This window comes from Dyadobacter koreensis (genome assembly GCF_900108855.1).
Lineage (GTDB): Bacteria > Bacteroidota > Bacteroidia > Cytophagales > Spirosomataceae > Dyadobacter > Dyadobacter koreensis.
In genome coordinates this window covers 228,117-250,813 of the sequence record NZ_FNXY01000010.1, presented here as the reverse complement: position 1 = coordinate 250,813, position 22,697 = coordinate 228,117, and the positions used below count along the sequence as shown (strand labels likewise).

The following is a 22,697-nucleotide window of genomic DNA, read 5'->3' as shown; positions in this document are numbered from 1 at the left end:
AAGCAGAAAGCCGGACACTGTAAAGTATCCGGCTTTCTGCATTTCTGCTGATGGATATTACTATTTTATAACGCCCAGTTCTTTACCGACTTTGGTGAAAGCGCCAACTGCTTTTTCAAGATGATGTCGCTCATGACCTGCTGAGATCTGAACCCGAATACGAGCCTTACCCTGCGGAACAACCGGATAGAAAAATCCGATCACATAAATTCCCTCTTCCAAAAGCTTCGCTGCAAATTCCTGAGCCAGCTTTGCATCATAAAGCATGATCGGAACAATGGGATGTTCTCCCGGAAGAATATCAAAACCAGCTTTGGTCATTTCTTCCCGGAAATATTTTGTACTGTTTTCAAGTTTATCGCGAAGCGCAGTAGAGCTTGTCAGAAGATCAAGCACTTTTATCGAAGCACCTACAATGGATGGAGCTAATGTATTGGAGAATAAATAAGGACGCGAACGCTGACGAAGAATTTCAACGATTTCCTTTTTTGCAGCCGTAAAACCGCCCGAAGCACCGCCCAACGCCTTTCCATAAGTTCCTGTAATGATATCGATCCTTCCCATTACATTGCGGAATTCGTGTGTTCCACGGCCTGTTTTACCAATAAAGCCAGAGGCGTGACATTCGTCGATCATTACCATGGCCGAATATTGCTCCGCCAGATCGCAGATTTTATCAAGCTGCGCAATCGTTCCGTCCATTGAAAAAACTCCGTCTGTAACGATAAGGATACGACGGCTTCCCTGGGCATCTTTCAGTTGCTTTTGAAGGTCTTCCAGATTATTATGTTTGTAACGAAAACGTTTTGCTTTACACAAACGGATACCATCGATCAAAGAAGCATGGTTCAGTTCGTCCGAAATAATAGCGTCTTGCTCTCCCAACAAAGGCTCAAAAACTCCACCGTTTGCATCAAACGCTGCTGCATACAAAATGCAATCTTCGGTGCCTAAAAATTCAGCTGTTTTGCGTTCAAGTTCTTTATGGATATCCTGTGTTCCACAGATGAATCGGACAGAAGACATTCCAAAACCATGTGTGCGAATCGCGTCAATACCTGCTTCGATAACATCGGGATGAGATGATAAACCCAGATAATTATTGGCGCAGAAATTCAAAACTTCCTTACCATTTTCTGTCGCAATTTGTGCCGCCTGAGGCGTCACAATAATACGTTCGGTTTTATAAAGTCCGGCTTCTTTTATCCCGTCAAGTTCGCCTTGAAGTTGTTCCTTAATATTTCCGTACATCGTTTTATAATTTGAATGAATAAATGAAGAAGATCAGCTTCTTACTATTTCATATTTTTTTCTTAATTCCTGAATCATTTCCTCCGTCATTTTATCGAGAGAATATGCCGGACGCCATCCCCAATCTTTCCTCGCTTCCGAATCATCAATTTCCGACGGCCAGGATTCAGCAATAGCCTGACGATAATCGGGATTGTAACTTATCTCAAAAGCAGGAATAACCTTGCGGATGCTTTCATAAATTTCTTTTGGAGAAAAGCTCATACCAGCCAGGTTATAACCCGTTCGCACACTTATCTTTTCCGACGGAGCTTCCATCAGACGAACCGTTGCATCCAGGGCGTCGCTCATATAAATCATTGGCAACGTTGCGTCTTCTTTCAAGAAGCAATCAAAATGTTCTCCCTTAACGGCTTTATGATAAATATCTACAGCATAATCCGTTGTTCCGCCGCCCGGCATGGATTGATAACTGATAATTCCCGGATACCGCAGCGATCGGATATCCATTCCATACCGAGTGAAATAATAATTTGACCAGTTTTCGCCAGCTGCTTTACTGATGCCATAGACCGTCGAAGGATCCAGATATGAGAACTGATCTGCTGACCCATGGACATGAGCTCCGAAAACGGCGATTGAACTGGGATAAAATATTTTTTTGACGCCATGCTCGCGCGCTACTTCCAGGACATTAAAGTAAGTCTGCATATTAATCTGCCACGTGTTCAAAGGGTCTTGCTCTCCTTTTGCAGACAAAATCGCAGCCAGATGATAAATCTGGGTAATTTTATGACGTTTAACGATTTGCTGTAAAGCTGTTCCGTCAGTCGCATCAAGCACTTCAAAATAATCCTGACGATCCGGGTTTACCCGAAGATCTGACGCAATCACTTTATTGTCGCCATAAATACCACGCAAATATTCCACCAGAACGGAACCGATCTGGCCGTTTGCTCCGATAACTAATATACTTTCAGTTTTCATTTCACAAGGCATTTATAAAGTATAAATCACTTGCAATTTTGCATTTTAAGACAATATTTTAAATATTTATATCCAAATTCAATGAATATTGTTGTCAAATGTAAACTCGTCAGTAAAATTTACTTTTTAGAAACATTCTGTTTTGTAATAGCAGGAAATATTATGCCACAATGGAAGAGATTGATAAAATAGACACGAAAATTTTGCGTATTCTGCAAAAGGATGCAAAGAAAACTACCAAGGAAATTGCCACATTGTTAAACCTGACCATCTCACCGATTTATGAGCGGATCCGTCGTCTGGAAAATCTGGGTTTTATCAAACAGTATGTAGCAATTTTAGATAAAAAACTGATAAACAGGCCCATTACTACGATATGCCAGGTTTCCATGCGTTATCATAACGAAGCATTTATCGAGAAATTTGAACAGGAAATCCAGAATCTGGATGAAGTGCAGGAATGTTATCACATGGCCGGACAAGTCGATTTTCTTTTAAAAATCAATGTCAGAAGCCTGGACGAATACCATGATTTTGTAAAATATAAATTATCAAAAATCGACAACATCGGCGTATTGAACAGCACCTTCGTTTTGAAGGAAATCAAACATACTTCTGAATTCTATATCTGATATTTTTGATAAAAGAAAAACCCGAAGAAGTATCTCCGGGTTTTCAAATTGGGACATAGTACTGTACTATGTTTGGGTGGACGACACTGTAAGATCTATCTTATAAATTTCTGCGTGTTACCTCAAAACTGAACGTTTTACTGCCAACCAAACCATTTTTAGTCATTCCCTGTACTACGACCCTATAATGCCCTGTCTGATCGGATGTGTAAAAACTAATTTGTGACTTGCCCTGCGCATCTGTTACGACATCGGGCACCCAATACAGCAGGTTCCTGAAATCAGGAATTCTGCTCTGTAAACTTACCGGCGTGTCGTATTTCGGCGTATAAAATTCCCGCTTGATCTGTGGGCCCTCATAAGGCATCACTAAGATACGAGGATCGAGTTCAAAACCAGCGAGATCGCCCCGATAAGTTGATAAACTTACAATTCCCGTAGACGCGCTGAAACCGAGAAAATACCTCGCGCTCATTAGTTCAATTTTCTTAACTTTCAACGGATCGAACGCCATGATCTTATCGGTATTAAAAATAGGAATACCATCGAGTAAAATCAAAGGGTCCTCCGTAAAAAATGTTTGCGGAAATAATTTATCCATCATAATGAAATGAAATTCTTTCTGACGGCGCCTTACCATAACACCCCGAACATATTCTCTCATTACTTCCTCCATCGTTGGAAAACGGGTAAAATCGTCCAGAAAATATTTTTCGTCAGGCGCTCCGAAGAATGCGAGAGAATCCAAAAACACATATTTTGCTTCCTTATACCACTTTGGCAAAAATGCGTTGGTCGTCTGCATATTTATAGAACGTGTGAGCAATGTATTTTCCAAAGTTTTATCAAACTGGAAGGACGATAATCCTGAACTTAACGGAGACTTCGAAAAAGGATTCGCCATTTCAAAGCGGTAAGTACTATCCTGCCGAAGATTTGTCTGGATTGTGACTTCCTTTGGACCGAAAAATTCTTTTACTTCAAACCGTATTTCCCCTTTTTCATTACTTCTTGCAAAATACAACCTTGCGGGAGAATCGGGAGCGGCCAGATAAGTACCGATATTTTTTGCCGGTTCACCAGTCACGGTACTGATCACTTTTCCAAAAATAAAATGACCGTCGAATTCCGGCAGATTCGGATATGTTATATTTTCTTTCAAAACGTTATCCCACTGAAATCTCCGCCAGCCATGCGTAAGCATCAGATTGTCAATATCAACGTCAACCTCTTTATTATTTTTTTGCAAATAATACTCCGGAGACTCGACACTTCCCTTCAAATCTGAACTCAGAAACAAATAGCTGCTGATACTTTCCTGATCTTTTGTCTGAATGGAATCAGCGAGAAAAACAGAAACCGATAAATCCGAAAGCGTTTCAATTCCGGCATCGGAACTCGTGCTCAGATCCATCACAACACGATCCCGTGTCACATATTCATCTTTACTGACTTTACCATCGATCATCAAATCTTTCGAAGGACGCTTGAAATACAGCCGCTCGCAAACAGGATTCCCGGAGGCACTGAAAACCGTAATATGGCTGATACCATCACCAAATTTATTTTTGTCGATAGTAAAACTGACTTTCCCATCAACCAAAGCTTTCGTTTCAGTATATCTGTTGTCCTGATGCGTATGCGTGAATATGCTGACATTTTCATTCCCCGCTCCCGTTACAGAAACCACAATTTCCTTTGCAGACTGTTCTCTTACCTGCATCACATATCCTTGTTCTTTAATTTCAGGCAGCGAATAAGTGAAAGAATTCCCTTTTCGATCGCGAATGACAACCTTATAACCAGTAGCTGACTCTGGTTTAAATGTAAAATTTCCTATTCCGAATTTTCGAGGTTCAAAACGTACCAATGTATCACTGTTCTGATTAATCAATGCCCCCTTGAAATAAAAGCCCTTGCCATCACTGGCGACTGCACGAAATCCGACTTTACTTTCAATATCTTTAACCAGATGACCACCTTCCGGGAAAAATTGAATATCGTAAGTCAATTTTGCTTTTTCATCAGGGTTGGGATCAAATTTTACAAAAGGATTAACAACACGAATCTCCGTTTCGAAGAAAAAATCCGAACTGAAATTTTTCATCCAATTGGTATAACACCTGACCTTGTAATTTCCACTTAGAAGTGCCGATGGCAATACCAATGACCCGTTACCTTTTCCATCCGACAGCGAAAATTTAGTCTGCACCAGCGCATTTTGCTCCTTATCCATCACTTCCAGATAAGCAACTTTACTCAGGTCCATATACTTACTTGTTGCCGCATTCACACTATAAGCTTTAAACCACATGGTTTCCCCGACCAGATAAAAACTGCGATCCAAATGCAGATATAGCTTTTCCTGAACAGCGCGCTGACTATACTGCTGGAATTTCCGAGAAACTTCCTCGCCGGAATTATTCTGTGCCTGTCCTGTCAATACAGAAAATATAGAAACCATGATGGTTACGAAGAGGAGCTTAAATCTCATGGGCTCGCGATATATGTTCATATTTTTCATCATTCCCAGAAAGAAGGTTTTATAATAGTTCCGCCTTGTGCTCGGCAGTCAGCGCAATAAGGGCTGGTAGTAAGTACGAATTCCGATCGGGGACCAAAATAATTTGTAAGTGTTGAGCCCGGAGCTTTTAAAGCATCTGCTATCGTAAGTGTATCAGGAGCATTGCATCTTGGAAAAGAACCGAGATTTGGTGTTAAAAAAATCCGCTTTTTCTGTTCTACTGATGCGCTGAAATAACCAAAAACCAGTTCCTGGCCGTTTGCCGTATTTTTGATATTACCTGTAATCTGGGAAGGCAAAGGATCAAATAAACTTCCGGTACCTTCTGTGGTTTTCGCCAGGCTTGTCCAATATTCGAAGGCATCCTGTGTCAATCCATATTGTTTAACGAGAATACTGTATTTGATATAAAGCTTGTTAGAAGAAATCGGCACGGCTGTCAACGGTAAATCCTTGATAACATCCTGTGAGAGTTTGATGGTCGAACCCAGTAAGATATTTGCCGATTTCAGCGAGCGCCAGCACAGGTTTACATCCTCTTTTCTGGAAACAATTTCGTAATCGTCCCCTCCCGCCTTTTTGACGATTTCTATACTTGAATAAAAAGCAGTTCTGTACTGCCAGGTCTCTTCAAATTTCCAGCGGTAAAAACGTGTCTGATTTGTAGGATCATGTGTATTCACCTGCATGACCATGGCATCCTGCCGAGTATCTACTTTTCCTTCAATATTATCGATTGGAGGAGTATTTTTAACCTCAACATAATCCGACAAATACTCTTTCCCGATTGCTGTTTTAACACGCAGCCTATACCTGGCCGTTGTATTGAATTTTTGAGGCGGCAAGAAATACGAGCCATTACCCGCTTCGGTAAATGTATAAGTTATACCATTTTCCTGTTCAACGCTAACAGCCGCGCTTGATTCTTTTGAAACCGGCGCTGTCGCGTTTGCATTCTGGGTGTGGCTCAGTTCGATTCGGCTGGTATCTGATCCTACATTCAAAAATCCGTCGATTACCAGATAGCCCTCATCTGAATTTACCTCAGGAGGAGAAAATGGTTCGACGCACCCGTTTACAAAAAACGTGAATGCGAGAATTACGGCCACAATTAAATAATATCGTTTCATAATATTTCTATTAAATCGCTACCAAAACGAAGGACGTTTAAGAACGCCTCCCTGTGCCCGGCAATCGGCGCAGGTTTCACTGGAAACAAAAACCGAATCCGGTCGTTCACCAGAAAAATTCAGTAGTATAGCCGATGTCTTCATAGCATCAGATAAACTAATCTTTTGAGATTCACAATAAGGAAAAGAGCCCAAACCAGGCGTGAAGAACACGCGTTTCTTTTGTTCTACCGCGGCACTGAAATACCCAAAAACTAATTCCTGATTATCAGTCACACATTTTATATTTCCTGTTACCTGTGATGGCAGCGGATCAAAAAGGCCGCCTGTCCCTTCTGTTGTTTTAGAGAGACTTGTCCAGTATTCAAAAGCATCCTGAGTCAACCCGTACTGCTTTACCAATAAGCTATATTTAATAAGCAGCTTTCCGGTACTGTACTGAACTGTTGTCAAGGGCAAATTTTTAATTACATCCTGCGACAGCTTGATTGTTGATCCAAGTAAAATATTTCCTGATTTTATCGTTCGGTAGCAGGTATTGATATTTTCTTTTCGGGATACTATCTGTCCATTTACCAACTCAAGTGAGGAATATAATGGCGCCCGATATTCCCAGGTTTCTTCAAATTTCCATCTGTAAAATCTCGTTAGATTCTGCGTATCATGTGCATTTACCTGCATAATTGCTGCGTCCTGACGGGTATCTAAAACCATTGCAACACTATCAACCGGAGGTGTATTTTTAGTTTCTACAAATTCTGAGAGATATTCTTTTCCATTTGTTGTATTAATTTTCAACCGGTATTTACCCGACATATTTAACGTAACGGCTGGCAAGAAGTAAGACCCATTTCCTTTTTCTGTGAATGTAAAAATTTCTCCGTTTTCCTGCTCAACAGTAATTTTCGCACCCAGCTCCATGACAACACTTGTTTTCACGCTTGCACTTTGCGTACGACTTAATACGATGATGCTTGTGTCAGATCCCATGTTCAAAAAACCGTCAACAACCAGGTACCCCTCGTCTGAATTTACTTCCGGCGGCGAGAACGGTTCTACGCATCCAAAAAGTAAAAGAGAGAAATTTATGGCACTGATCATCAAGAGACACCACCTTTTTACCATACCAGGTTAAAATCTAAAATTATAGGTAACAGTTGGTATGGGCTGCCCAAAAATGGAAAGCTGATAACCATTAACCATTCCATTTTGCGTCTGAAAATAAACAGAGGAAGGATTTTTCCGCCCCAGGACATTGTATACGGCGAAAGTCCAGGAACTATGCGCCAATTTTTTAACCCTGTGATTTCCTTCAATATTTACCGCAAGATCCGCCCGATAATAATCCGGAATCCTGAACTGGTTTCTATCCGCATAATAAACCCGTTGAGCACCATCAATGATGTACTTACCAATCGGCGGCGTGTAAGGCCGGCCTGTGCTGTATGTAAAGTTGAACGAAACACTGAATCGGTGAGATAAACGATAATTACTGATCATTGTAAAATCATGCGGCTTGTCGTAATTGCTTGGATAATAATTTCCCTTATTCGGTGCGTCAGGCGACTCCCGGTCCAGCGCGCGAAGCAGTGTCCGTGAATAGGTATATCCCAGCCAACCGTTCAATTTTCCAGTCATCTTTTTTACCATAAATTCCACCCCGTATGCTTTGCCTCTTGTTCCCAAAACAGCTGCTTCAATTCGTGGATTCATGATCAGCGAGTCGCCGCCTTTGTAGTCCAGGAAATTCTGGATATTCTTATAGTAACCTTCCAGTGAAACTTCGATTTTATTTCCTCTGAAATTTTTATACAGACCAACAGATACCTGATCTCCAGTTTGCGGTTTAATATACTGATCGCTCAACTTCCAGATATCCGTGGGAGACACCGTCATGGTGTTCGTAAGCAAGTGAATGTATTGCCGAAGCGTATTATAACTAACTTTCAGAGCAAGATTATCGTAAATCGTGTAGCGAAGAGAAAGACGGTATTCCGGCCCTCCATATCCTTTGATCTTTTTCCCGGAAGCATACTGCTGCGTTCCGTCTTCATATATTTTATCGATAGGGAAACCTGGAACATATTTATTGACCGTTCTCGGGCCGAGATATTGATAAAGTGAATAACGAAGACCGGCAGTAACAGAAAGTCTTGGGTTCACTTCAAATTTATCTTCGAGGTATACTGCACTTTCCAGAGCCTGCTCCTGTTCCAGTTGTTCCTGAATCACAAGCGACTCGGTTCCTTTTGGAGAAAAAAGTCCCGGATGCAGTTTGTAGTAAATCGAGCTTACCCCAAAGTCCAGCGTGTGTTTTGGATGAAGAACGTAATTAAAATCGGCCTTAAACTGCGACTGGTTAATATCAAATTTTAAATCGAAAGCATTCAGCGGCAATCCCTGGCTTTCCATCTGATAGTTGTACTTGCTATGGGAAGCAGTAAATTCTCCGTATAATTTCGTGTTAAATGTATGCTTCCATTTAATTGACGCGATCTGGTTTTGGTAAGAATACGTTGTGTCTCCAAACAATTTAAACCTGTCTTTGCTCATGTAGCCCGTCACGTAAATACTATTCTTCTCGTTGATCTCGTGGCTGATATTTGCATTCACATCATAAAAAGACGCCGAACTATTATTGTATTTAGCATCGTCCAAACGGCCCAGGAGCCAGCTTGAATAGGTTGAACGACCACCTATAATGAAGGAAGTTTTGTCTTTGATTATTGGGCCTTCCAAAGTCAGTCTGCCAGTGACCAGACCGATACCGCCAGACGCAACGAATTTCTTTTTATTCCCGTCGCGGCTATTGATATCAAGAACAGAAGACAACCTGCCGCCAAACTTTGATGGAATTGTACTTTTATATAATTCAACGTCTTTTAAAATATCAGGATTAAAAGCGGAGAAAAATCCGAAAAGGTGGGACGGATTGTAAATGACAGCGTCATTGAACTGAATAAGGTTTTGGTCCGTCGAACCTCCGCGAACGTTCAATCCGGTACTGTTTTCTCCAACCGATTTTACACCCGGCAATGTCATTACCGTTCTCAGCAAATCGGTTTCCCCGAAAACGGTGGGTACCTGTTTCAGGTTTTTGATGGTCAATTTTACCTGGCCCATTTGTGTACCTACAACATTCTTGTCCATACCCGCTTTGACAGAAACTTCCTTCAAAGCAATCACACTTTCACGCATTTCGACATCCAGTTTTCCGTCAGAGTAAAGAATAATCTGCCGCTGTGTTTCCCGCATACCGAAACTTTTAATTTTCAGTTTTTGCTTGCCTCGCGGAATTGTTAATGAGTAAAACCCTAACGCGTCTGTGGTAACACCGATGGATGGCGACTCGATAAAAACCGCAGCTCCGACAACTGGTTCTCCGGTTACTGCACTGCGGATATAACCGGTGATCGTAGAATTTCCAGGCGTAATCTTATACCGTTTGACGCCAATTTCATGCACTTTGCTTTCCGCGGTTGAGAGTAGTTTTTCCTGTGCCGCATTATCTGGAGTCGCGTAAGTTACGGCCTCGTTTCCATCGCCGCTGTTGGGATTAAATAAACCGGGTTGAAATTGTGTAATAATTCTCTGGCCTTCTGTGATGTATACACGTTTGTTTGCATCGATCGCATAGGTGAAGTCGGATCCTCTGAAAACTTGCTCTAAAACATTCCGGATAGTTTGATCTTTTACTTCCAGATCAATCGTCAAACTGTCAAACCTTGCAGCATCATAATAAAAAAAGTAACCGGTCTGCTGTTCCACGTCTTTCACAAAATCATTGAAACGCGTAGAATCCAGACGCATGGTTATGCGTGGTTCCGTGACTGTCTGCCCCCAGCTAAATTGTGAGAAAAGAATCAGAGAAAGAAGTAGCGTAAAGTTTCTGAATATGTTCATGGTTTAGTTAGTTCATCATAACGGGCGACCATAGCGACAATAGCCTTTTCACGATTCTTACGGAATTTGTTTTTCTGTTCACGCAATTCTTTTCGCAATTCCCTTTTCTGTTCCGGGAAAAGCGCGAACAATGACTTCTTAGAATGTACCGAGTGATACTTTCCATCTTTAAAGACGTAGAAAAAATTCTTATCCGGAAACAGTGCGATCACCTTTTTCTCTACAATTTTTTCCTGCCGCTGCTTTGTTCGCCGCACGAGTATTTTGGTTTTTCCCATATAAACCTGATCGTAAAACCCGGTTTTCATATCAGCATTAATTCCCTGACCTGACTCGAAACGTTTGAAATTATGATCGTGAACTGAGAAGTATTTGACTTTTGGAGATTGGAGCAGGATATTTTCATAACCATTTGCATGCGTTATAATTAATTCATCCCTGACAATATCATACATCATAGGAATATCTTCGTAACGCTGCCCGTCGTAATAAACGGTACCTTTTACCAGTTTACGACTGTCAAAAAACTGAAATTCTTCCTCTTGGGAATCATAAATGTAATAGAGCCGCCCGTTGTAAAGATTCTGCGCGTCGACTGTTGCAGCTTTATAAAGTGATAACGGATAGGAAGGGACATTTTCAGAAGTAATGGCTTTCGCATCGGAGAGCTGCGCGACACAATCGCCCATAACACTCAAAATAAAGAAAATGCAGGGCGTAAAAAATCTCATATGTGGCTCAGGAATTTAAACTCTGTACGAACAATTACAAGCTTTCGTGGCAAAGAATCTACTATGTCTTAAAGTTACCAATTTTAGTTACTTACTTTATACTTACCAATTTTATTTCTAATTAAAGTGTGTGATTGGTTGTTTGTGCACCGTTACATAAAAAACAGCAACTTATCCCTTCAAATTTGCCGAATGATCCTAACTTTGAAGTTCGAAGAGAGCACACATTCACTCAATCTTTCATATACTCATATTATTCATGAAAATACTTATTACCGGTGGGGCCGGATTTGTTGGATCGGCACTGGCGATATCCCTAAAATTAAACTATCCTGATTATCAGATTTTCGCATTAGACAACTTGAAACGTCGTGGTTCCGAATTGAATCTGAGCCGGTTAAAGGAAGCAGGTGTTGAGTTCGTTCATGGTGATATCAGAAATAAAGAAGATTTCGATGCATTTCCAGCCGTGGATACAGTTATCGAAGCTTCGGCAGAACCGTCGGTACTGGCAGGCCTGGATGGAACACCAGATTATCTGATCAACACCAATCTTGTCGGGACTGTAAACTGCCTGAACTATGCTTTGAAGCATAAAGCTGGTTTTATTTTCCTTTCGACAAGCCGTGTTTATCCTATAAAAACGATTGAAACGTTAAATTTTGTTGAAGAAGAAACGCGATTTTCTTTAGCTGATGATCAACCGGTTCCAGGAGTGTCTTCCAAAGGAATTGCAGAAGATTTTCCGTTGAACGGCGCACGTTCCCTTTACGGAACAACCAAGCTTGCTTCTGAATTAATCATTCAGGAATATAATGAGTTTTACAATTTGCGCACTGTAATTAACCGTTGCGGCGTGATCACAGGTCCATGGCAAATGGGCAAAGTTGATCAGGGCGTGATGGTACTCTGGATTGCCAAACATTATTTCGAGCAGCAATTAGGCTATTTCGGATACGGCGGAACAGGAAAACAAATGCGTGATATGCTCCACGTTGCAGATCTTTATCGTTTGATTGACTGGCAACTTCACAATCTCGATAAAGTGAACGGTGAAATCCTGAATGCAGGTGGCGGTTTGCAAAGCAGCGCTTCGTTGCAGGAATTGACAAAAATATGTCAGGAAGTAACTGGGAAAACTATCCCTATCAAAGTGGTTCCGGAAACACGTACGGCTGATATACGTCTATATTTGACAGACAACACGAAAGTGACGGCAATGACTGGCTGGGAACCAAAAATTGGTATCCGCCAGATTGTTGAAGATATTACTGCCTGGCTTGCTGAAAACGAAAAAGATTTAGCTCCGATTTTGAAATAAAATTAAAAAGGTTTTACCGGATCGTTTGGCATAAATAGCCGGTAAAACCTTTTAATTATCTCATAGCATTTTGTAATCCAATTGCCTATGAAACTCATCGAATGTCCTCGCGATGCCTGGCAAGGCCATCATCCTTTTATCCCTACTAAAAAAAAAATTGAGTACCTGAACAAACTTCTTCAGGTCGGTTTTGACACGCTGGATTTTGGCAGTTTCGTTTCCGCAAAGGCGATGCCTCAGGTCAGCGATACCGCAGCCATCATTCCAAAACTTGACCTTTCTACAACTTCGACTAAATTGTTGGCGATCGTTGCCAATGAACGCGGCGCTATGGAGGCTTGCGCTTTTGAGCAAATCACTTATCTCGGTTATCCATTTTCTATTTCTGAAACTTTTCAGTTGAGAAATACGAACTCATCCGTAGAAGAATCTTTGCAGCGCGTCGATGCGATTCAGTCCTTATGCATAAAAAATAATAAGAAACTGGTTATCTATATTTCAATGGGATTTGGTAATCCTTATGGTGATCTGTGGAACCCGGATATTGTTTTGCATTGGGTAAAAAAAATCTCCGAATACGGTGTGAAAATATTTTCGTTATCTGATACTGTCGGTTTGGCAAAGACTGATGACATTAAATCGCTTTTCAAACATCTAATTCCTACCCATCCTGATCTGGAATTCGGCGCACATTTTCATACCAAACCTGAGGAATGGAAAGCTAAAATTGACATGGCGTATGATGCAGGTTGCCGGCGATTCGACGGTGCGATGTTAGGATATGGAGGTTGTCCTCTGGCGCAGGATGATTTGGTTGGAAATATGCCGATGGAAAAATTAATTGACTATACAACAGAGAAAAACGAGTATGCCTTATTAAATTTAAAAGCGCTCAGCGACGCCAGAGAAATGTTCTTACACTTGATTCGGTGAGTCTGTCAACGTAGATTATATTAGTAAGCAGAGGGAGGCAATATTTTCCAACTTCTCTTTACTTCAGGGAAAACGTATCTCCATTTATTAGCAGGCCTGTATTCTCCTATGGACGTATAAAAATCGTCGATCTGATATGGGCAATCGGAGTGTTTCATGTCAAAATATTCTGTTTGTACTGGAACAGTTTTTGAATCAAGATCTCTATGATCTCTTCCTGCATACCAATTGACAATTAACCCTCCTTTAATTGAAGCTCTCCCGGATAATTTGACGATAGCACCATCAACTTTGCCCTTGCTTACTGTAAATCCTTTTAAAAATTGACCATTGATGTCTTCGAAAATTAATTTTCCTGAAAAATCAGGAATTTCCTGAGTGCTGCGAAGATAAACCAAGTCAGGTATTTTTGTCATTATTTCAAATACATATAACCCGTTTTTTCTAGAAATGATGAAAATAGAGGCATTATCATAGCTTATTGCTGAACTATCGTCCATGAAAGTGAAATGACTAGTTTTGGAAGAAAATGGAATCCGAATTATATTTTGGTCAGGATATAGAACGGCATCCTTCCAGTGGATTGTTGACTCTCGCAGATTCCCTTTTTTAGAAATATTCTCATCACTCTCTACTTCAGCAGATGATAATTTCAGAAAAGCTTCTTTAATTTCTTCTATGTTAATGTCTTCCTCAAATCCGTTTAAATTTTCCATTGGCCGTTCATTGACACATTCGCTACAACCAATTCCAAAAAGTGAAATCATCAGACTTAATATCGTTATATTCATTTGACTAAAGTTGAGCGGTTGCCTAAATATATAAAATATTAATAAATTTTATATTGAGCTCAATTTTTTATTGCAGTATTCTTATTGCCGAAAAATACATAGCAAATAGAAAAATGATGTGACCATCCCAATTGCGGATGTGTATGCATCGCGTAATTCAAATGAAACTGACTGACCTTAAAGCCTATTCCAAAATGGTTTGTCTGAGGTTTTGAATTTATTCCTGTACGGACAAAAAAATTTCTAACAATTTCATATTCGAGACCAATTCTTAAAGTCATAGGATTATCTGTAACCTTTTCTATTTCTGCACTCAACTCAACAGTTTTGGAAGGTTTGTACAAAAATCCAGTCCTTAAAGAAGTATCAACTCTTTCTCTTAAATTATCCGAATAAGACGACTGCGTAACATTATACATGTGCGCGCCAAAATATAATTTTGACGATATCATTACGATCCCGCCAAATTCTAAGACAAGTGCTTTTTTACTGAAAATAATTGCGGATGAACTAATAGCCGTCTGAAGATAATTGAGTTTGAGTCCAAGACTAAATCTTCCAATATGATGCCCGGCTCCTGCACCCACAGCTATCTGATTATAAACGTTATCCCCAAATCGCCGGATCGATAATCCTATTCCAAGATCTTCTGATAAAGGCATAACAGCACCGACACCCAAAGTACTAATACCCTCAAAATTAAAATGAGAATTATAGGTGGAAAAGATTGCTGCGGTTTTTATTCCACCAAGACCCGCGACGTTATTTCCGATTGAATAGTAATCAGAACGCGCAATTGTGGCATTTGCCAGTCCCCAAGATCTCGCACCGACGGGAAATGGAGACCCGTCGGCGAAGCTCTTCGTTGATAATATCAGAAAGATAACGAAAGATCGAAGGAAGTTTTTCTGTCGAGATAAATGTCCAGATTGCTCTTTCATTTAACACGCCAGTAAAATTATTTATTAAACTTTTCTCACGAACTGAATTTGCGTTTGACAATAGCAAGTAACGCCTGAACCGCTTCTCCGTTCACGTCCCAGGCATACTTCGATGCATAGCGATGCCAGATCAGATTTTCGGCTTCTTCATAGCTTTTTACCAGATCAAGCTCATAAATTGCCTTATCAAAATGCTCGGCATTTTTACTGAACAACTGGTTGACAAACATAAAACGTTGTCCCAAAGGAATAGAACCGGCAATATTTTCAACTTTCACCTGAACATTTCCGTACCGGTTTTCCTCAGACGATTTGGGCACTTCAACCTTAAAGCGATTGTTCAAAGAATCCCTTTCCGTAGAATTTGTTTTTGAAACTATTTCAGAAAGAATTGCCAATCCAGGTTCTGCGCGCTGCGGTACCGACGGTGCTACCGGAATAGATACTGGTTTCTTCGGATCAATTTCAGAAAAAGCAGAATCAAAAAAAGATTTTGGTTCGTTTTTAAGCGTTGTTTGTGACGAAAAACTTGAAGCCGGCGTCGCAGGAAGCAGCTCGGAAGAATCCAAAGGCAGTATTTCAGAGAACTGGCTGACAAATGGAGTTATGTCATCCAGCAATTCGGTATTACCTTTTATTTCATATAACCAACCGATGACCTGCGTCATATACACCGAATCAGAGCTGCTGTCTTCCAGACGCTGTGACAAAGCCTTGGCGATACCGTTATGAATTTGGGTATATTTAATCAACTGCTGCGCATTATCAGCTGTAAAGGTAGACTCTGGCATTGCTCTGAGTTTCTCTTCGAAATAACTTTCAGGCGCGTATAAAAGTGTAATCGTATCTTTGACCGACTCGATGAAAAGCGGTTCCAGATCATTGCGTTTAACAGCAATATTCTGAGAAACCGTATTCATGAAACTTTGAAGAGCCGTTTTCACGTCTTCACTTTCAAAATCAAAATATATGCTTCTAAAAGCCAGCGCTGTATTTTTCCATTGGTCAAACAAACGGTTCAGAATACCCAGATTTACCTGACGAACAGGTGTAAGTTTAAGTAATTCAGCCCCTTTTATAACAGCTTGGTTACGATACGCTTCATTTAGGACAGTAGCCGTAAATCGCGCTGCATATTGGTTAAGTGCATTTGTGTTCAAACTATTCGGCATAACGAATAAGAGCTTTGTAACAAGAGTGTTTAAAAAATGTGTTTGTTTTGTAAAGATAATTAAAAAATGGCTGTTCGGGCAGTCGATTCCAGATTCAACTTATTTCACGGCTATCATGTTTATTGAGCCTTCTCATACAAGACACCACCAATACCCTCGTACCGGATGGATTGAGGTTATTTGCGGATCCATGTTCTCCGGAAAAACCGAAGAATTAATTCGCAGGCTCAACCGCGCCAAAATTGCCCGCCAAAGAATAAAGATCTTTAAACCTGCTCTGGATAAACGATATCATATGGAGAACATTGTTTCGCACAATGAGAATTCCGTTGAAGCGATGCCTGTAAATTTATCGTCGGAGATCATTTCAATGGCAGGAAATGCGGAAGTGATCGGTTTGGACGAGGCGCAGTTTTTTGACGAATCAATTGTCTCTGTGTGTGACACGCTGGCGAATGCCGGAAAGCGCGTGATCATCGCCGGCCTTGATATGGATTATCTGGGTAAGCCTTTTGGATGTATGCCTCAACTGATGGCGCTCGCAGAATATGTGACCAAAGTCCATGCAATTTGTATGGTCTGCGGAGAAGTCGCTTCGCATTCTTACCGGCTCTCGTCTTCAAATGAGAAGGTACTTTTAGGAGAAACGGATCTTTACGAAGCAAGATGCCGCAGATGTTTTAATTTGGGAGAAGAGGCTTACGATCAGCCATGTTGAAATTCAGGTTTTACAACAGTTTTAAACCGCTGTAAAACCTGAATGTAGTTTATTTTGTCAACTCGTCAACCAGACGCGTTGCTTTGTAAATATGTTTCATCGCCGCAATCATTCCTCCGGCATGCACAGAGACTGTCCGGTTTCCGGCGTCAGGGGCGAAAATGAAATATCCGGGCAAACTTTCGACATTACCATCAAATATCAACCCAACCGCTTCCAGTTTTTGATTAATCATAGGCGATCCTGAATTTCCGCCAATAATATCGTTTGTGGAAATGAAGTTAACCGGCGCTTTCAAAAGTTCTGACGGAGGATTTAACCAACGTTTAGGCAACGACCATGGAAACACTCCGTTATTAGATTCGTAACGATCATACATCCCAAAGTAGGTTGTTTTGACAGGCGCTGTTGTGCCGTTATATTCAAAAGATTTCACTACACCATCACTGATACGTAAAGAAAATGTCGCATCCGGCGGAATATTGGTTCCGTAAACATCATAAAGCAGACGACCCAGATTACTGCGCTCAACATTTAATCTTGCGTTTGCATCGCGCGCAGCTGTCGCAGCTGTCATAAATCTTGGCTGTGAAATGATAGCCAGTATGATTAATGGATCTTCGGACGCCGCGATAGCAGCAGCCCCTCCGTCCAGCAATTTATTTACATAGGTATCATCGGAGAGTTTTGTATTTTTCAATGCGTCAGCGGCTGCTTCTTTTGGTGTTTTTCCAGCTAAGGCTATTCTCACATATTCATCCTGTTTGCCAAGAAAAGTTAGCGCTTCTTCAAAATGAGCTGCCAGGTAAGCCTCTTCTAACGAAGGTATTGATGGTTTAAAAGCTTTTAATGTTCCTTTCAAAGTCGCTGCACGATCCGGATTTGATTGAGCCAAAGTTGCAAAATCAACAAGTTGTTGTGCAAAAGTAAGCAGTTCGCCACGCGAAAGTGGATTTGGCTGCATAATGGACACATCGTTACGCCCCGAACGCAAAATTCTAACATTTTCAGAAATATCATCCCACATGCCGTAATTGGAAGTCAGTTTGGGATTTTCACGAACTGCCTTTTTGAAGTTCTTTTCAAAATCCCGCTTACGAGCCATAAGCACAGGATCTTTCATTCCCACTAATCTTCCTTCATAAGCCTTGTAGCTGTTTTCATAGCTGAATATTTCATTTAGAATACTATCGCTTTTTGCAGTTTTGTTATATTCCTGCAAAGCAAGCGAACGGTTTCGCAACAACTGCAACGTAAAAGGGATTACAAGATCGCGGTCAAATTCCAATTCATCCACTGTACGTAAACGTCCTGTACTTCCAGGATTCCCTACCACGAAAACAGGCTCACCGTCTTTAACACCATCTGTGTTGAATTTATAATAGTTTTCGGTTCGCAAAGGTTTTCCGTTGTCATCGTAAACACGAAAAAATGAGCAGTCGAGATTATAGCGCGGATACGTAAAATTATCAGGATCACCTCCGAAAAAACCCATCTGGAGCTCAGGCATAAAAACTACCCGCACATCCTTATATCTTTTAAAACCATACAACGAATAACGGCCGCCGCTGTAAAAACTAACCGTTTCCACTTCTAAATCTTTCCAGCCGTCTTTCGCCTGATATTCTTTTTTTATAGTTTCGAAAGCCTGATCCCGAAGTTTTACACGTTCGGTATTGGACTCTCCCTGATCTTCAATTTTTTGAATACGTTCGGTGATATCTTCAATTTTTACCAACTGATCAACAAAAAGTTCCGGCACTTTTCTCTCATCCCCGAGTTTGGCGGCATAAAACCCATTTGCGAGAAAATCTTCTCCTTTTTTCTGAACTGCAACGCCGGATTCGCGGGCACAGTGGTGGTTAGTCATAACCAGTCCATTGGATGACACGAATGAGGCAGAGCAATAAGTAGCAAATCGCAGTGCAGACAAGCGTGCCTTTTCAAACCACTTTTCATCAGGGGAGAAATTATATGTTTTCTTAAAATACTCAGCCGGCGGGGTATCAAAAGTCCACATCTTCCCCATATCAAACTCGCCTGCTTTCACAGAGTCATGTTTGATATCCTGCGCCTGAACCATTACATTCCCAAAGGAAAGCAGTCCAAGCAAGCTAAGTTTTTTAATGATTTTCATTGTTGACTGCATAAAATATTGATGTTAATAAAATGTAACAATGTTGCAAATAAGCCGCAAGTTTACTTAAAACTTATGTTATTATAAATATATCGTTATTATCTGGGCTATAAAATTGATCTTTGGAATTACAGATCGTTAATTTCAACTTTCGGTACAGAGGTGACCGTTGGATAAGTTGGAAGTTATATTGAGCGAAAGCTTTCAGTCTAACCAGACAAATAATAGCGAGGAATGAAAATCAAACAACTACTTTTTATTTCATTTTTATTCAACATCATCTTTCTCTTAACCGTTGCTTATATTTTTCGGGATAAGTGGATTCAAAAATTCGTGGCCATGAAGGGTGATTCGAAAATTGTCATGTTTGGCAATTCTTTAACTGCACAGGGAAAATGGGTTGAGCTTTTAGGCCGGACGGACGTACTCAACAGCGGTTTTCCAGGATTATGTACGTACCATTTTCTGGGACTTATTCAGGCAAATGTTGTTGACAGACATCCGGAAATTTGCTTCGTCGAAGCAGGCATCAATGATATTACTGTTGGTGTAGCACAAGAAAAAATCCAACAGAATTATCAGGTTATTTTAGAAACACTTTTGAAAAACAGGATAACGCCAATTGTAACATTGACATTATTTGAACAAAATGATCCTGTCAGCAAAGCGGAAGTAATTAGATTAAACAATTTCCTTATCGAGTATTGTCAGCAACACAAAATCAGCTATATAAATTTGAACCCATACCTGGCTGACTCTACTGGTCTCAAAGCTGAATTTGCAGTTGATAAGACACATTTGAATGCCGAGGCATATAAGATATGGGGAAGAGAAATTAATCGAATTTTGGCAGCGAAGAATATTTGATCATTTGAATGACACATTTCAGGTCAGAAAAATGATTCATCAGAGTAAGAGCTTTTTGATGAATCTATTAGCAAAAACGGGGTACCTTCCTGAGAAAGTGCCCCGTTTTATTATCTCAAAATCCTGACCAACAATTATGCGTTGATCTGGTTCATAACTTCAGTTTGTTTACGGATAGACTCCATGTGAACAAGTTTGAAAAGCTCGTCAACAAGGGCCGGGTAAAGATTCAAGCTTTTTCCCCATGCCGCACGTGTATCCAATACTTCACGGAAACGATCAACCTGGTAGGCAGCAACGTTATTGTCGCGTTTGTACTCAGCAAGTTTCTCAACCAATGACATACGGTTTGCAAGATTCTCAAGCAATTCCCGGTCAAGGTTGTCAATTTTTCCACGAACAACTTCCAGTTGAGACTGGTAGTCTGTTGGATAAGATTCCTTACGAACGTGAAGCTCATGCAACATTTCCGCCAAAGCAGGAGGAGTCAATTGTTGAGAAGCATCCGACCATGCCTTATCCGGATCACGGTGAGATTCGATGATCAAACCGTCATAGTTAAGGTCAAGTGCACGTTGTGCGATTTCAAACAACAATGAACGTTTTCCAGCCATGTGACTAGGGTCACCGATCACAGGAAGTTCAGGGAATATCGTTTTCAATTCGATCGCAATATTCCACATTGGAGAATTACGATATTTTGTTTCCTGCGCGTTAGAGAAACCACGGTGAATAGCACCTAGTTTTTTAACACCCGCCTGGTTTAAACGCTCCAAGGCACCAACCCAAAGCTGAAGATCAGGGTTAACAGGGTTTTTAACAAGAACCGGAACATCAACGCCTCTAAGCGCCTCGGCCAATTCCTGAACATTGAATGGGTTTACCGTAGTACGGGCACCAACCCAAAGAATATCTACACCATATTTTAATGCCAATTCGATATGCTGAGGATTTGCCACTTCAATAGCAACAGGTAATCCAGTCTCTTTTTTTGCAGCTTGCAACCATGGCAATGCTGCTTCGCCCATCCCTTCAAAACTTCCAGGACGAGTTCTTGGCTTCCAAATTCCCGCACGAAGTACGTGTGCAAATCCTTCTTTTTTGATCTGGCTTGCGGTTTCCAACATTTGTTCCTCGGTCTCTGCACTGCAAGGTCCGGCGATTACCAAAGGTTTTCCTTCGGTATTGATCCAACTGCTAAGCGGAAGGATATCTAGAGAAGCATTCATATTCAAAAACTTGTCCTTAATAAAACAATAAGATAACTATAATATTTCGACTCGGTATTATGCGTATTTAACGGATTGCCGTACATTTGATGCTCCAAAAGTAAGCGGCACAATATTTGTACTACTTTTGTCCAATTCGGTTTACTTACGAACCATGCGGAAACCCACTTACGATAAACTTAAAAAATGGCTTACGCTTCACAAAAAGATCAAATACCTGTATTTTTTGAAGACACTTCAATAGCATTTGCTTCAAAATCAGATTCTCAACTCAGGAAAACCTACTGGTTATTTAGCTTAATGAATCAGGCTCGAGTGGTAAATTTAGGCACTTTTTTTATAAAGATCGCTCTAAAGCTTCACTTACCTATAAAAAATCTTATCCGGGTCACTATTTTTGAACAATTCTGTGGCGGTGAGACGATTAGTGACTGCCAGCATACCATTTCAACATTGGCCAATTCAGGCGTTGGGACAATCCTTGACTACTCGGTTGAAGGAGAAGACGATGAAAAAAGTTTTGACGCAACGGCAGATGAAATTTTACGTACTATTCAAAAAGCATCTGAATCAAAAGACATCCCTTTTTCAGTTTTTAAGGTTACCGGAATTGCTTCTACGGAGCTTTTGGAAAAAGTACAGCATAAGAATGAATTATCCGAATCTGAAACAGCTGCTTTTGCACGTGTGAAGGAACGACTTGAAAAGCTGTGTTCATTGTCGCATAAATTGAATGTACGTATTTTCGTTGATGCAGAGGAAAGCTGGGTGCAAGGTATCATTGACGACCTTGCTTACGAAATGATGGAAAAATATAATAAAGAAAGAGCCATCGTTTATAATACATATCAATTTTACAGACACGAAACGCTGGCCGCGCTGAAAAGTGCTTATCTGACTGCAAGACAAAAAGGCTACGTACTGGGCGGTAAACTTGTAAGGGGTGCCTACATGGAAAAGGAACGTATCCGCGCACGTGAGCAAGAATATTTCAACCCGATCCACACTTCAAAAGAAGCAACGGACAAAGATTATAACGCCTCCATCGATTTCTGTCTTGAAAATGTTGAGCATATATCGATCTGCCTTGGTACTCATAATGAGTACAGCTCACAGTACTGCACCTGTAAAATGAAAAAACTGGGCCTTAAAAATGATGATAACCGCATCTGGTTTGCTCAGCTTTTAGGGATGAGTGATAATATTTCTTATAACCTTGCGAAAGTCGGCTATAATGTTGCGAAGTATGTGCCTTATGGCCCTATTGATGCTGTAATGCCGTATTTGATCCGTCGCGCAGAGGAAAACACTTCGATTGCCGGCCAAAGCAGCAGAGAATACCTTCTGGTAAAAAGTGAAATGCAAAGACGAGGATTGAGTTCTTTATAAGGAACTTGCTATTTTTGCAATCACATCGATATTAATTGTAA

18 protein-coding genes are annotated in these 22,697 nt (G+C 40.7%); 6 read left to right on the top strand and 12 right to left on the bottom strand.

The genetic code is table 11. The features are described 5' to 3' along the window. Nucleotides 1–60 precede the first annotated feature (60 nt). Both kbl and BMY70_RS27975 read right to left on the bottom strand, forming a co-directional pair. Entirely contained in the window at nucleotides 61–1,251 is a 1,191-nt protein-coding gene (kbl, locus tag BMY70_RS27980) for a glycine C-acetyltransferase (protein WP_090341273.1), read from the bottom strand. A gap of 33 nt (nucleotides 1,252–1,284) precedes the next feature. Further along, nucleotides 1,285–2,238, bottom strand: a complete 954-nt coding sequence (locus BMY70_RS27975) for an NAD-dependent epimerase/dehydratase family protein (RefSeq protein WP_090341490.1) — start codon at nucleotides 2,236–2,238, stop codon at nucleotides 1,285–1,287. 170 nt (nucleotides 2,239–2,408) lie between these two features. On the opposite strand from BMY70_RS27975, the gene BMY70_RS27970 reads away from it, so the two are divergent. Then, nucleotides 2,409–2,870: an Lrp/AsnC family transcriptional regulator gene (locus BMY70_RS27970; RefSeq protein ID WP_090341271.1), complete on the top strand. Its 462-nt coding sequence runs from the start codon at nucleotides 2,409–2,411 to the stop codon at nucleotides 2,868–2,870. A gap of 100 nt (nucleotides 2,871–2,970) precedes the next feature. Here BMY70_RS27970 and BMY70_RS27965 read toward each other — a convergent pair whose 3' ends face one another. Genes BMY70_RS27965 through BMY70_RS27945 form a run of 5 tightly spaced genes read right to left on the bottom strand, consistent with a single transcriptional unit; the run spans nucleotide 2,971 to nucleotide 11,158 of the window. Beyond that, complete coding sequence (locus BMY70_RS27965) at nucleotides 2,971–5,364, bottom strand: hypothetical protein (RefSeq protein ID WP_229209807.1); 2,394 nt, start codon at nucleotides 5,362–5,364, stop codon at nucleotides 2,971–2,973. A gap of 29 nt (nucleotides 5,365–5,393) precedes the next feature. Next, nucleotides 5,394–6,524 carry a DUF4249 domain-containing protein gene (locus BMY70_RS27960; RefSeq protein WP_090341269.1) on the bottom strand — a complete coding sequence of 377 codons (1,131 nt, stop codon included), beginning with the start codon at nucleotides 6,522–6,524 and terminating at the stop codon, nucleotides 5,394–5,396. Nucleotides 6,525–6,542: 18 nt separating this feature from the next. Continuing rightward, nucleotides 6,543–7,625, bottom strand: coding sequence for a DUF4249 domain-containing protein (locus BMY70_RS27955; protein WP_090341267.1), 1,083 nt, complete (start codon nucleotides 7,623–7,625; stop codon nucleotides 6,543–6,545). Between the two features lie 30 nt (nucleotides 7,626–7,655). Further along, on the bottom strand, nucleotides 7,656–10,427 hold the full coding sequence (locus tag BMY70_RS27950) for a TonB-dependent receptor (protein WP_090341265.1): 2,772 nt from the start codon (nucleotides 10,425–10,427) through the stop codon (nucleotides 7,656–7,658). Continuing rightward, nucleotides 10,424–11,158 carry a hypothetical protein gene (locus BMY70_RS27945; RefSeq protein ID WP_229209806.1) on the bottom strand — a complete coding sequence of 245 codons (735 nt, stop codon included), beginning with the start codon at nucleotides 11,156–11,158 and terminating at the stop codon, nucleotides 10,424–10,426. Before BMY70_RS27945 ends, BMY70_RS27950 begins: the two co-directional genes overlap by 4 nt. 259 nt (nucleotides 11,159–11,417) lie before the next feature. Between BMY70_RS27945 and BMY70_RS27940 the strand changes: the two genes are divergently transcribed. Both BMY70_RS27940 and BMY70_RS27935 read left to right on the top strand, forming a co-directional pair. Beyond that, nucleotides 11,418–12,479 (top strand): NAD-dependent epimerase/dehydratase family protein, encoded by a 1,062-nt coding sequence (locus tag BMY70_RS27940; protein ID WP_090341263.1) that lies wholly within the window; start codon nucleotides 11,418–11,420, stop codon nucleotides 12,477–12,479. 87 nt (nucleotides 12,480–12,566) lie between these two features. Continuing rightward, on the top strand, nucleotides 12,567–13,412 hold the full coding sequence (locus BMY70_RS27935) for a hydroxymethylglutaryl-CoA lyase-like TIM-barrel protein (protein WP_090341261.1): 846 nt from the start codon (nucleotides 12,567–12,569) through the stop codon (nucleotides 13,410–13,412). A gap of 20 nt (nucleotides 13,413–13,432) precedes the next feature. Here the strand turns inward: BMY70_RS27935 and BMY70_RS27930 are convergent, their stop codons facing one another. From BMY70_RS27930 to BMY70_RS27920, 3 genes are read right to left on the bottom strand one after another with little or no spacing between them, the layout of a single operon-like run. After that, complete coding sequence (locus BMY70_RS27930; protein WP_143072163.1) at nucleotides 13,433–14,203, bottom strand: hypothetical protein; 771 nt, start codon at nucleotides 14,201–14,203, stop codon at nucleotides 13,433–13,435. A gap of 59 nt (nucleotides 14,204–14,262) precedes the next feature. Next, nucleotides 14,263–15,144: a PorV/PorQ family protein gene (locus BMY70_RS27925; protein WP_090341257.1), complete on the bottom strand. Its 882-nt coding sequence runs from the start codon at nucleotides 15,142–15,144 to the stop codon at nucleotides 14,263–14,265. A 35-nt stretch (nucleotides 15,145–15,179) separates the two neighbouring features. Further along, nucleotides 15,180–16,316, bottom strand: coding sequence for a DUF8457 domain-containing protein (locus BMY70_RS27920; RefSeq protein ID WP_090341255.1), 1,137 nt, complete (start codon nucleotides 16,314–16,316; stop codon nucleotides 15,180–15,182). 115 nt (nucleotides 16,317–16,431) lie between these two features. Here BMY70_RS27920 and BMY70_RS27915 point away from each other — a divergent pair, with 115 nt between their 5' ends. Further along, nucleotides 16,432–17,034 (top strand): thymidine kinase, encoded by a 603-nt coding sequence (locus tag BMY70_RS27915; protein ID WP_090341253.1) that lies wholly within the window; start codon nucleotides 16,432–16,434, stop codon nucleotides 17,032–17,034. A gap of 49 nt (nucleotides 17,035–17,083) precedes the next feature. Here BMY70_RS27915 and BMY70_RS27910 read toward each other — a convergent pair whose 3' ends face one another. After that, nucleotides 17,084–19,171: a S46 family peptidase gene (locus tag BMY70_RS27910; RefSeq protein ID WP_090341483.1), complete on the bottom strand. Its 2,088-nt coding sequence runs from the start codon at nucleotides 19,169–19,171 to the stop codon at nucleotides 17,084–17,086. Nucleotides 19,172–19,405: 234 nt separating this feature from the next. Between BMY70_RS27910 and BMY70_RS27905 the strand changes: the two genes are divergently transcribed. Continuing rightward, the gene (locus tag BMY70_RS27905) at nucleotides 19,406–20,038 is read left to right on the top strand and encodes a GDSL-type esterase/lipase family protein (RefSeq protein WP_090341251.1); all 633 of its coding nucleotides are present in this window, start codon (nucleotides 19,406–19,408) and stop codon (nucleotides 20,036–20,038) included. Nucleotides 20,039–20,172: 134 nt separating this feature from the next. Here BMY70_RS27905 and BMY70_RS27900 read toward each other — a convergent pair whose 3' ends face one another. Next, a complete protein-coding gene (locus tag BMY70_RS27900; RefSeq protein WP_090341249.1) occupies nucleotides 20,173–21,267 on the bottom strand; it encodes a chorismate mutase in 1,095 nt (364 codons plus the stop codon). A gap of 186 nt (nucleotides 21,268–21,453) precedes the next feature. On the opposite strand from BMY70_RS27900, the gene BMY70_RS27895 reads away from it, so the two are divergent. Continuing rightward, nucleotides 21,454–22,656: a proline dehydrogenase family protein gene (locus tag BMY70_RS27895; protein ID WP_090341247.1), complete on the top strand. Its 1,203-nt coding sequence runs from the start codon at nucleotides 21,454–21,456 to the stop codon at nucleotides 22,654–22,656. The last annotated feature ends 41 nt before the right edge of the window (nucleotides 22,657–22,697 follow it).